Origin of the sequence: Paenibacillus aurantiacus (assembly GCF_042431225.1) — a bacterium.
GTDB classification, from domain to species: Bacteria; Bacillota; Bacilli; order Paenibacillales; family Paenibacillaceae; genus Paenibacillus_Z; species Paenibacillus_Z aurantiacus.
The window spans coordinates 97,857-111,210 of the sequence record NZ_JBHMDO010000017.1 but is presented as its reverse complement, the minus strand read 5'-3'; the positions used below and the strand labels follow the sequence as shown (position 1 = coordinate 111,210).

Here is a 13,354-nt window from a genome sequence, read left to right as displayed (position 1 = left end):
GGGAGGGAAAACGATTGTTAAGCATTTTGCACAATTACGCGAACGGCCTGATTGCCGTTCCGGTTCTACTGGCATGCAGGAAGCACGGCTTGTTCGAGCTGCTCGGCACCGGACAGGCGGTTCCATTCGGCACGCTCACGGACCGGCTCGGCGCGAACGCCGGCCATTTGCGAACGGCTCTCGCCATGCTCGAATCGCTCGGTTGGGCGCAGCGGGATGAAGAAGACCGCTACATGGGCATGGCGGATATGACGCGGCAGCGGCTTATTCCGGGCGATATGGCCGAGCTGCTCGATTTCCCGATACAAGCTTACATCGAAGGCGCAGACCCTTCGCTTTCACTGGCGGACTGGACGTCGCGCGCCGCGGCGGGCTGGGGGATAGACGATCCGCTGCTGGCCGAAATGTTGGACGGGATGCTGTTCGTTCCGCTGATCACGCAGCTGAAAGGCCGCGCCGACCTGGACAGCCGCGGCGCGTCTGATCCCGGCGCACTGCTGGACGGACTGTCCGGCCGCGTCCAAGACGAGGTCGCCGGGCTGCTTCGGGCCAAGGGCTGGCTGAAGCGCCAAGCGCATGGCGATGAGCTGACCGAGCTCGGACGCTTCCTGATCGACCGCATGTATAACACCGCGATTCTCTACTCCTACAAGCCGATGCTAAGACAAATGGGCCAGGTCATCTTCGGCGATTGCCAGGCGGTATTCCAGCGCGGCGAGGACGGCCACGAGTCGCATATCGACCGGACGTTGAACGTGACAGGAAGCGGGTTTCAGCATGAGAAATATTTCGCGGACATGGAAGCGGCCGTCTTGGCGGTCTTCGACCGGGAGCCGCTCGAAAGCCAGCCGGATTATATCGCCGACATGGGCTGCGGCGACGGCACGCTGCTGTACCGTCTCCACGAGATGGTGTGCGCCAAGTCGCTGCGGGGCAAGCATCTGGACCGCTATCCGCTGCGGCTGATCGGCATCGACTACAACGAGAAAGCGCTCGAAGCGACGCGGGAGACGCTGAAAGGGCTGAACCCGCTGACGCTGACAGGGGACATCGGCAACCCGGCGAAGCTGATGGCGGACTTGGCGGCGCTCGGCGTAGACCAGCCGGAGCGAATTCTCCACGTGCGTTCGTTCCTCGATCACGACCGGATCTATTTGCCGCCGGCCGCAGATAACGGGATCGACGCAGGGCTGCATGGCGTGGACGAGGGGATCTTCGTCGCGGCCGACGGGCGGGAGCTGCCGGCTGGAGATGCGCTCCGAAGCCTGGTCGAGCATTTGCGCAAATGGGCGAGCGTCGTCTCGGCGCACGGCTTGCTGGTTCTGGAAGTACATAATCTGAAGCCGGCGGCGCTGCGCGGGCAGATCGACAAGAGCGAAAGTTTTCATTTTGACGCGTTCCACCGGTTCTCGCAGCAACTCCTCGTCGAGGCGGATCAATTTCTGCTCGCTGCCGCCGCGGCCGGCTTGTTCCCGCACGAGAAATATTCGCGCAAATATCCGAAAACGCTCGACTATGCCCGTATTACGCTGAACAACTTCGAACCGCGCGGTTATATCGTGCGGACGGCATCGCCCGCGGATCTGGACGCGCTCGAAGAGCTGGAGCGGCAGTGCTGGGATCCGGCTATTCGTACCTCCAGAGCGACGCTGGCCGGTCGAATCGCCCGTCATCCGATGGGGCAATTAGTCGTCGTGAAGGAAGGGCGGATCGTCGGGTCGATCTACAGCCAGCGGATCGCAAGCGCAAGCCAGCTGCTGCGCGCGCGCATCGACGACGTAGAGTCGCTGCATCAACCGGGGACGAGCGTCGTTCAACTGCTAGGCATTCAGGTGCTTCCGGGCGTTCAGAACGAGGGGATCGGCGACCAATTGCTCGAATTCGCGCTTCAACTGTGCAGCGTAACGGGCGGGGTAAGCGAAGTAGCCGGGGTGTCCCGTTGCCGGGATTATGCCAGACAAACCGAGCTGACCTACGCACAGTACGTCGCGGCGCGTAATTCGCTCGGGCTGCCGAAGGACGCCACGCTCCGCTTCCACGAGATGCATGGCGCGCGCGTCTCTGAGATCGTAAGCGGGTACCGGCCGCTGGATGCCGCGAACGAAGGGAACGGCGTCCTGGTTCGGTACGAACTTCGGACGAGACGGCGGTTCGAGCGCGGACATGCGGCAAATGCCGGGCAGTCGGCCGTCGATTCGCGGGCTTCCCGGCAAGTCAAAGCGCGGGATACGATGCCGTATCAAAGATTTCTGGAGGCGACGATCAAGCTGATGCTGGGCGATCCCGCCGGCTACGACGCCAAGACGCCGCTCATGGACATGGGACTCGATTCGGCTGATCTGCTGGAATTAAGCGAGCATATTAACGCCAAATACGGCGTGGCGCTTGGCACGACGTTCTTCTTCAAATACGGCACGGTCGACAAAATGGCGAACTATCTAAGCGAGCTTGCCCCCGTGAACGAGGATGGGGCGGAAGCTCGCCAGCATGAAGCGGGAGCTGATCAGGCGGCGCCAGAGATGCCGCTTCCCGGCGGTGGCAGCGGCGAGTACGAGACGGCGACAGGGACGGGCATTGATTCCGGTCAAGGCGGCGCGGCCGCCCAATCGGCGCAGCCTGCCGATATCGGGAACGCAGAAGCGCCGCTTTCGGATGCCGGCGCGGCCCGGGATGCCGGCGGCATCGCGCTGGTCGGCGCAGCCTGCCGGTTGCCTGGCGGCATTCGGGATTTGGAGTCGCTGTGGGAGCTGCTGCTGGAAGGACGCGATGCGATATCCGTCATGTCCGGCCGCTGGCAATGGCCGTCTTCGATCGACCCTGCGGGGGAACACAAGGGCATCGACCGCGGCGGATTCCTGGAGCGGATCGACGAGTTCGATCCGGCGTTCTTCCGCATGCCGGCCAGCACGGCGGAGTGGACGGATCCGCAGCAGCGGATGCTAATGGAGCTGAGTTGGGAGTGCCTCGAGCATGCAGGTTATCCGCCCAGCGCGTTGGCTGGCACGCGCACGGGCGTCTACATCGGGGCGAGCGGCTCGGACTATCATCTGCTGCTCGGCCGCTCGGCGGAGGAAGTGGATGCGCGCTTCGGCCTGGGCAGCTCGATGTCGATGCTCCCGAATCGCATCTCCTACTACTATGACCTGCTTGGCCCGAGCTTGTTGATCGATACCGCGTGCTCGAGCTCGCTCGTTGCCGTTCACGAGGCGGTTCACGCGATCCGGCGAGGCGATTGCGACCAAGCATTGGTCGGCGCGGTTCATCTCATGTGCGATTCGTCGAATACGGTGTCTTATTACAAAGCGGGCATGCTGTCCCCAACAGGAGCCTGCCGAACGTTCGATCAATCCGCGGACGGCTACGCGCGCGGGGAAGGCGCCGCGATGCTGCTGTTGAAGCCGCTTGCCCGCGCCCTCGCGGACGGCGACTCGATTCTGGGCGTCATCGAAGGGACGGCCGTGAACCACGGCGGCCACGCGAGCGGCTTGACGGTGCCGAACCCGTCGCAGCAGGCAGCCTTGGTCAAGGACGCGCTGCGCGATGCCCGGGTAGCGCCGGAGATGATCGGGTACGTAGAGGCGCATGGCACGGGAACGCCGCTTGGCGATCCGATTGAAGTGAGCGGGCTGACCGAAGCGTTCGCGGACGGCGCAGCGGAGCCATTCGCCGCGCCTTATTGCGGCATTGGCTCGATCAAGACGAATATCGGCCATCTGGAGGCGGCGGCGGGCATCGCCGGCTTGCTCAAGGCCGTGCTGGCGATCCGCCGCCGCACGCTGCCCGCGAACGCGCATTTCGCCGCGCTCAATCGGGAGATCGATTTGACCGGCAGTCCGTTCTATGTCGTGGACCGCGCGCGGGAGTGGCGATTGGCTGGCGGACGGCAGCTTCGTTATGCGGGGGTCAGCAGCTTCGGGTCGGGCGGCACGAACGCCCATGTCGTGCTGCGGGAGCATCTCGAGATTGCCACGGCGCATGATCAGCCGAGACCTGCTTATCTGTTTACGCTATCGGCCCGAACGCCGGAAGCGTTGGAGCGGCGGGTACGCGATCTTCTCGGATGGCTGCGGCGCGAAGCAGGGCGATGGTCGCCAGCTCAGGTCAGCGCGGCGCTTGCCATGGGCCGGGAGCATTTCCAGGCAAGGAAGGCGTATGTCGCGGACGATCTGGAGGCGCTGCGTGGCATGCTTGAGCGGGATTTGAATGTGGGGGCGATAACCACGCGCGCAGCCCAAGACTCGGAAGGCTTGACCACGGAGCGGGAGCAAGAAGGAGCCGGACTCGCGGCAAGGCTGGCGGAAGCGGCCGTCGACGAGGCTGTCTACCTGAGCGGCTTGGATTGGTTGCGCGATCTATATGAAGCGGGCAGCGACGCCCGCTCGGTACTGGCTCCGCTGTACGGCGGAATCGCCTGGCGCGGCGTACGGCCGCCGGCTTATCCGTTCGCCAAGGAGCGATATTGGTTGCCGAAGACGGTGTCGCAGCTGATTCGCGTGACCGGGCAAGGTGGTACTCAGACGGGTCAAGCCGGTGCCCAGACAAGTCACGCTGGTGCTCAAACGGGTCAAGCCGTTGCGCAGACAGTCCAAGCTGGTGCCCAGTTGGGTCAAGCCGACGCTCAGACGGGTCAAGGTGGCGCTCATGCCGGACATGTCGGCGAACTGAGAGCGGCGGCGTTCGCCTCTTCTCCGGTGAAGGAGCCCGAACGCCCAACGGAAGAGCGGATGCTGGACGTATTGCTTGAGACGACAGCCGAGCTGCTTAATGCGGAACTGACCACGCTGGACGGCGACACGGAGCTCGGAGAGTACGGCTTTGACTCCATCCTCTACTTGCAGCTGTCCAGACAGCTGAACGGGGCATTCGATTTTGGCCTGACCCCGGCCGATTTCTTTACCTACTCGACGCTTGGACGGTTGGCGTCTTATCTGGCCGCGCAAGGCGGAGAGACGTTAGCCCGTCGACTGTCGGCCGAAGCGCGGTCGGCATCGGCCGGACCTCCGCCAATCGGGACAGAAGCGTGCTTAACGCAGCCTTCTTGCTCGACGGACGCCGTACACTACGATGGACCCGTGCTTCGCGAGGCAACGCGCATAAGCGCTTCGGAGTCGCAAGAGACACGATCAGGTCAGACTAAGCAGGAGCCGGTTGCGATCGTCGGCATGAGCGGCGTCTTCCCGATGGCGAAGGACGTCCATGAGTTTTGGCGTAACTTGCTGGAAGGGAAGGATTGCATTGGCGAGCTGCCGGAGAACCGGGAAGCGTGGTTCAAGACGGGCGGCGATTCGGCGGAAGCGGCCGGTCGCGCAGTGCGATGGGGCGGCTTCGTCGAAGACATCGACCTGTTCGACCCGCTGTTTTTCGGCATCTCGCCGAAGGAAGCAGAGCTGATGGACCCGCAGCAGCGTCTTCTTCTTATGCAGGCGTGGAAGGCGCTCGAGGATGCGGGCTGCAATCCACGTACGCTCTCGGGCGGCAACACGGCCGTATTCGCCGGCATGATGAGCAACGGCTATAACGAGCTGATCGCGAAGTCCGGCCACCCGATCGACGGCCATTACGCATCCGGCACGATGGCTTCCGTCGGGCCCAACCGGCTGAGCTACTTCCTGAACATCCACGGCCCGAGCGAGCCGGTCGAGACTGCCTGCTCGAGCTCGCTAGTAGCGATTTACCGGGCCATTCAGGCGATCCAAGGCGGTGCCTGCGACATGGCGCTTGCTGGCGGCGTGAATACGCTGATCTCGCCGGATTACTACGAAAGCTTCATCAAGGCGGGGATGCTGAGTCCGGACGGGCGATGCAAGACGTTCTCTGACAAAGCCGATGGTTACGTGCGCAGCGAAGGGGCGGCGATGCTCGTCCTGAAGAAGCTGAGCGCTGCGGAACGCGATGGCGACCATGTGTACGCCGTCATCCGGGGTGCTGCCGTCAACCATGGCGGCCGCGCAAGCTCGCTGACCGCGCCGAACCCGAGGGCGCAGGCCGACCTGCTCGTCGCCGCTTACGCGCAATCGGGCATCGATCCGCGTACGGTGACGTATATCGAGACGCACGGAACGGGCACCGAATTGGGCGACCCGATCGAGATCAACGGACTGAAATCGGCGTTCCGCGAGCTGTACGCGCGAAATGGCGCATCGGACGTGGCGATAGCGACATGCGGATTGGGCGCAGTCAAGAGCAATGTCGGGCACCTGGAGCTCGCGGCTGGCGTCGCGGGCGTCGTCAAAGTGCTGCTGCAGATGAAGCACAAGAAGCGGGTCAAGAGTCTGCACTGCGAGACGATTAATCCATATATCCAGCTAGATGGCAGTCCGTTCTACATCGTTCGCCAGACAGAGGAATGGGAGGCGTTGACCGATGACGACGGGCTGCCGATTCCGCGCCGTGCCGGCGTCAGCAGCTTCGGCTTCGGCGGCGCGAACGCCCATCTGGTGCTGGAGGAATATGTGCCGATGTCCCGCAGGGATGCGGACGTACCGCGAATTGCTCCGGACCGTCCAGGTGTGTTCGTGCTCTCGGCCAAGGAAGAGGATCGTCTGCGCGAACAGGCGGAGCAGCTGCTCGCGGCACTGAACGATCTGCCGCAAGACCGGTTGGCCGATGTCGCCTACACGCTGCAGACGGGACGCGAAGCGATGGAAGAACGGCTGGCAATCGTGGCCGGTTCCGCATCGGAGCTGGCGCGAGGGCTGTCCCTTTATCTGGATGGGAAGCTTGAAGTCGATGGCATCTACCGGGGAAGCGCGCGTCGAGGCGGTCAGCTGCAGTCGGCAAGCGAGCGGACGTCGGTCGCGTCGGCCGATCTGGCGCTTCTCGCCGCATCATGGGTCCGCGGAATAGAAGCGGACTGGGCTAGTCTTTACGAAGCGAACCGCCGTCCGGTCCGAATCCCGCTGCCGACGTATCCGTTCGCGCGGGAGCGCTGCTGGGTTGATCCGCAGCCTAATGGGGTGACGGCAGGTGCAAGCGGCGGCACGAATTCAACCGGCGCGCTTCACCCGCTTGTTCAGCGCAATACGTCCACCTTTGCGGAGCAGCGGTACAGCTCGACGTTCGGCGGCGGCGAATTCTATCTGCGCGACCATCGCGTGGCCGGCAGGAGGCTGCTTCCGGGCGTCGGCTACTTAGAGATGGCGCGGGCGGCAGCATCGCTGGCTTCCGGGGCGCGCGCAGTTCGCATCGAAGATGCAGTATGGATTCGGCCATTCTACGTAGAAGGAGGACCGCGCGATCTACATATCCGGCTTCAGCCGGATGAACGGGGAAGGATCGCATGCGAGATGTTCAGCATGTCCGACGAGGGGGAGGAACTCCTCCACGCGCAGGCGGTCGCGATCGCCGAGGAGCCTGACGAACGTCTGCGCCCCGCAGCGCTAGATATGAACGGTATTATCCGCCGCAGCGGCGGCCGGACGATGAATGGAGAGGCATGCTATCGGCTGTTCGACGCGTCGGCTTTGCAGTATGGCCCGACTTTCCGCGGAATCGATACGCTCTATATTGGCGATCAAGAAGCGCTCGCTAAGCTGTCGCTGCGCCAAGAGACGGTATCCGGCACGGAAGAGGGCTTCGCGCTCCATCCAGGCATGATGGACACCGCCATCCAAGCGTGTGTCGGCCTGCTGGCCGAGAAGCTGAGCAAGGAGCCGCATCCGTTCCTGCCGTTCACGGCGGCAGCGGTCGAGGCGTACGCGGATACAGCTGACGTCGAATGGGCGCATGTTCGCCTTCGGGAAGGCGCGGTCGACCGGTTCGACGTCAAGCTATGCGATGAGCGGGGGAGTGTGCTTGTCTACGTGAGGGAGCTGGTGTTTATGAAGGCGGTGGATCGTGCCGGCGCCAACGAAGGGACGGATGCGGTGGAAACGGTTCTGCCTGCAGCCGCTCCGGATTCCCTGCAATTGAACGTCCAGGAGGCTGCGGTTACGCTGGCCGCTTGCGTTAACGCCGCGCAGCAAGCCAAACCCATGCGCAGCGTACCGTGGGACGAAGCCAGCCTGGAGACGCTCGCAGACACGGAGCGGACGTTCGCCGGCCTGCTATGGGGACAGCTGCACGCCGCGGGCTTTATCGAACCAGGCTTTGCGCCTGCGGACTTGATGAACAAAACGGTTCGTCTCCGGGCGCCGTACGATAAGTGGATGCGCGAAAGTCTCGCGGTGCTGGCGCGCGCCGGCTATCTCGTTCCTTACGGCGATGCATACGCGATCGCGCAGGGCGGTGGTCCGGATGCCGCATCGCTGTGGGAGCAGTGGCGGACGCGCAAGGCGCGCTGGCTGGCCGATCCGGATCTGGCGGCGCGCGTAAGGCTGGCCGAGGCGGCGCTGCTGGCGCTGCCTGACATTCTGGCCGGGGCGGTCAAGCCGACGGAGATTCTATTCCCTGGCGGGTCCATGGAACTGGTCGAAGGCATCTATAAGCATAATTCGACGGCCGATTATTATAACGCGGTCGTGGCGGATGTGGTGGAAGCATTCGTTCGGAATAGCGCCGAAGCTGGCATGCCGCCAGTCCGGATTCTCGAGGTAGGGGCAGGCACGGGAGGGACGAGTGCCGAGGTGCTGCGCCGGCTGCGGCGTTATAGAACGCAGGTGGCGGAATATGGCTACACGGATTTATCCCGGGCGTTCTTGATTCACGCCGAGCGGGAATACGGCGCGGAGAATCCGTATTTGACGTACCGGATCTTGAATGCGGAGCAGCCTTTCGAGGAACAGGGGCTAGATTGCGGGGCGTACGACCTCGTGCTGGCCACCAACGTCCTGCATGCGACGCGCAACGTTCGCCGGACGCTTCGCCATTGCAAAAGCGCGCTCAAGCCGGGCGGGTTAATCATCCTGAACGAGCTAACGGAGAAATCGGTATTCGCGCACGTTACGTTCGGCCTGCTGGACGGCTGGTGGTTATACGAGGAGGAGCATATCCGACTTCCGGGCTCGCCTTGCCTTTCGGCCGAGCAGTGGACGCGCGCGCTCGAAGACGAGGGCTACCGCAACGTCGGGTATGCTGCCAACGATCGGGGCGGACAGCAGATTATCTGGTCCGAGAGTGACGGCGTGCTGCGGCACGAGGGCGTAATGGAGACGCAGTCGGTCCATCGGCCGGCGTCGGTTCCTGCGTCCGCTGTGCAGAACACGGTGGCGTCACCGCCGACCGAGCGTGGCGATGCGGCCATGGACCGGCAGCTGAGGGAGCATTGCACCGCCTTCATCGTGCAGACGATCGCCGAAGCGGTGCGCCTGCCTATCGGCAAGATCGATCCGGCCGATCCGATGGAGCGGTACGGTATTGATTCGATTCTGATCGTCCAAGTTAGCAACAAATTGGAAAAAGCGTTCGGCCATGTCGGCAAGACGCTGCTGTTCGAGCACCGGACGATCAACGAGCTTACCGAGTATTTTGTCCAGTCGAGAGCCGAGGCGCTGCGAACTTACTTTGGGCTCACCTCTACTCCGGGAGCGCCGGCAGCTTCGGCTGCGCCAGCGAAGGCGGGGGCGGAGACAATCGGCTTGGCGTCGATTAGCGGTCATGGCGCGTCCCTATCGACGGCTGGCGGATCGCCTGTCAAGAAGCGCTTCCTGCCTGTCACCTCCAGACCTGCTGCACACGCTGCGCCTTCTTACGCGACGAATCAAGGCGACATTGCCATAATCGGCTTGGCGGGCCGGTATCCCGGCGCCGGGAACGCGGACGAATTCTGGTCGCTATTGAAAGAAGGACGCAGCGCGATAACCGAGGTCCCCGCAAACCGTTGGGATTGGCGGGCGCATTACGCGCCGGGCAAGGGGCAGAAGGGCGTCGCCTATACCAAATGGGCCGGCTTCATCGACGGCCTGGAGCGGTTCGATTCGCTGCTGTTCCAAATCTCTCCAGCGGAAGCGGCCGAGATGGATCCGCATGAACGGGCGTTCCTTGAGGTGGCTTACGAATGCTTGGAGGATGCCGGCTACGCCCCGTCGTCCATAGGCGCGAATGGCAAAGTAGGTGTATTCGTCGGCGTCACGCACGGCGCATCCGGTCGCGGAAGCCGCAATTATTCTGTCGCCAATCGGGTGTCCTACGCATTCGACTTGAAAGGTCCGAGCCTGGCCGTCGATACCGCCTGCTCGTCTTCGCTCACGGCGCTGCATCTGGCTTGCGATAGTCTGCGCAGCGGATCGAGCGACTGCGCGATCGCCGGCGGGGTGAATTTGATCATCAAGCCGGATCATTTGATCGTGTTGTCCGAGTTTACGATGCTGTCGGAAGGTCCGGCGTGCAGAGCGTTCGGAGATGGCGCCGACGGGTTCGTCGACGGCGAGGGTGCGGGCGCCGTACTGTTGAAGCCGCTCGATCGGGCGATTGCCGACGGCGACCATATCTATGGAGTCGTCAAAGGGAGCATGATCAATGCAGGCGGCCGGACGAACGGCTACACCGTGCCGAATCCGACGGCGCACGCCAAAGTGATCGAGGGCGCGCTGGAAGTGGCTGGCGTCAAGGCGGACGAGGTGTCTTATATCGAAGCCCATGGCACGGGAACCGCGCTTGGCGATCCGATCGAAGTGAGAGGGCTGACCCTCGCATTCCGCCAGCATACGGACAAGACGCAGTACTGCGCGATTGGATCCGTGAAGACCAACATCGGCCACGGGGAGAGCGCGGCCGGCATTGCCGGGCTGACGAAGGTGCTGATGCAAATGAAGCATGGCCAGCTGGCGCCATCCCTGCATAGCGAGACGCTAAACCCGGCCATCGACTTCCCGTCGACGCCATTCCGCGTGCAGCGCGAGCTGGCGGAGTGGAAGCGGCCGGCGGAGGGCAGATCGGGCGGGAACGGGCATGGCCTCCGCATTGCCGGCATCTCCTCCTTCGGCGCAGGCGGCTCGAACGCTCACGTCGTCATTAGCGAATATGCGGCGAATGAGACCGGCGGCGCTGGAGCGGGGGCCCTTGATGGGCTGTACGTGATTGCCTTGTCCGCGAGAAGCGAAGAACAGCTTCAAGAACAGGCAAGACGACTGCTTCAAGCAATCAGGCAAGGCAAAATTACGGACGAGAACTTACGGAATGCCGCCTACACCCTTCAGGTCGGGCGGGAGCCGATGGAGGAGCGGATGGCTTGCGTGGCAGGCAGCGTCACCGAGCTGGAAAGCCGACTTACCGATTATTTGGCAGGGGAGCGCCAGCATCTCCACCGGGGTCAAGCGAAGCAGAACAAAGAGCTACTCGCGCTGCTCCAGGACGAAGAGGCACTCCGCGACGTCGTCCGGTCGATGGCCGGAAGCCGGAATGTCCACAAGCTCGCCGCGCTATGGGCGCGGGGCTTCGCCGTAGAATGGAGTCTGCTCTATGAAGACGGCCGTCCGCGCAGGATGAGCCTGCCGACGTATCCATTCGGCGGGCAGCGATATCCGATTTGGCGCGGGCAAGACCAAGTGTCGTCTAATCCGGCGCGGATGGTTGCTTCTCACGCCGTAATGGACGCGATAGAGCGCATGCCCGCGCAATCACCGTCGCACCCGGTTTCGCCACCTGAGTTGGATCCGGCGGGGGATGCTCAGGATCCGGGTCTGGACACCGAGAATCTTACGTTAATTCCGGTATGGGAGACCGTATCGGAATCGGGGGACGAGGAGAGGCCAGCGGGCACGGCTCAGCGTCCCGGCATCACGGTTATGATTGGCGGGAACGATTCGCTTAGAGAGGCAGTATGTCGGCATCACGCGGACACGATCTTCCTGGACGTCGAGCCGCGCGTAACCATTGAGCAGCTGATCGATAAGCTGGCCGAACTCGCTTCGATTGAATGCGTGATCTGGGCAGCTCCTGAAGAATGGCATGGTTCCGCATCCGACGAGCGGTTGATTCAAGCCCAGGAGGAGGGAACGCTTGCCGCCTTCCGCGTCGTCAAGGCGATGCTGGAGCTCGGCTACGGAACCAAGGAGCTGGCATGGATCTTCTTGACCTGGCAATCGCAGCAGGTTCGACCGGACGAGCCGGTATTGCCGCATCATGCGGGAATTCACGGCTTGGCTGGGGTTATGGCGAAGGAGTATCCGTTCTGGCGCGTCGTCTCGCTTGATCTCGAGCTGGACAAGGCGCCGGATCTGACTGGCTTGCCTGCCTTCGGAGGCAGCCAAGGGTGCTATGCCCGGCGCGGAAATCAGTGGTACAAGCAGCTCTTGATCCCGCGGGAACAGGGGGTTGGGCAATCGCCGGACAGCGTCTACCGCCAAGGCGGCGTCTATGTCGTCATCGGCGGGGCAGGCGGCATCGGCGAAGCCTGGACCGAATATATGATTCGCCGTTATCGGGCGCAGATCGTCTGGGTTGGGCGAAGGGCGGAGGATGAAGCGATCCGGCTCAAAATCCGGGAGTTATCCAGATTCGGCCCGGCGCCGTGCTACATCGCCGCCGACGCGGCTGACCGCGAAGCGCTGGAGGGCGTCCGCCGAAAGGTCAACGAGCGCTTCGGCGCGATCAACGGCATCGTGCACTCCGCTATCGTCATGTTGGATCAAGGATTAATGCGGATGGAGGAGGAGCGCTTCCGTTCCGCGCTTACCGCCAAGATCGACGTAAGCGTTCGATTGGCGCAAGTATTCGGAGCGGAGAAGCTCGATTTCGTCCTGTTCTTCTCCTCGGTCAACTCGTTCATGCGGGCGCCGGGACAAAGCAACTATGTCGCGGGCTGCCTATTCAAAGATATGTTCGCACGCGCGCTTGGCCGCGAGTGGACATGCCGGGTGAAAGTCATGAACTGGGGGTATTGGGGCACGGTTGGCATCGTCGCCTCGGACGCCTACCGCGATCGGCTGGCTCAAGCCGGACTGGGGTCCGTTGCGCCGGAGGAAGGGATGCAGGCGCTGGAGGAGCTGCTGAGCGGACCGCATTGCCAGACCGCGTTCATGTCTTGCAATATGCGCTTCGAATTCGACCTGATCGACCGAGGCGCGCGGATTTCGCATACCCAGGCTGCGGATGTCTCGCGAATGGAGGCTCTTCGCCGCAAAGCGGGCAAAGCACAGCTGCCGAACGGATGGGTACAGCCGGAAGCGGCGCCGTATCCGGATAGCCGCATTGTCGCGCAATTGGAAGCCGCGATGCTGGAGCTGGCCGCGGCCGGCATGGACGTCGACGGCGCGGCGATGGACGCGGATGCTTCGCTCGCGGAGCAGGGGATCAACCCGATCGCCTGGGCGCGGATGTTAAGCCAGTTGAGCGATGGGCTAGGCGAATCGTTAACCGCGCTGCCGTCCGATGTTCGATTAACCTTCCGGGAAGCCGCGATCGCGCTTGGCGAGCGTCATCGCCTCTAGCGCGAGGGGCTTGCATTCGCAGCGGCTTACGGAACTTTCAAGAAAGG

At 63.1% G+C, this 13,354-nt stretch carries 1 protein-coding gene; it reads left to right on the top strand.

Features of this window, described 5'->3' with window-relative positions; genetic code table 11:
* Nucleotides 1–14 precede the first annotated feature (14 nt).
* Complete coding sequence (locus ACFFSY_RS09320) at nt 15–13,307, top strand: SDR family NAD(P)-dependent oxidoreductase (RefSeq protein WP_377493092.1); 13,293 nt, start codon at nt 15–17, stop codon at nt 13,305–13,307.
* Nucleotides 13,308–13,354 lie beyond the last annotated feature (47 nt).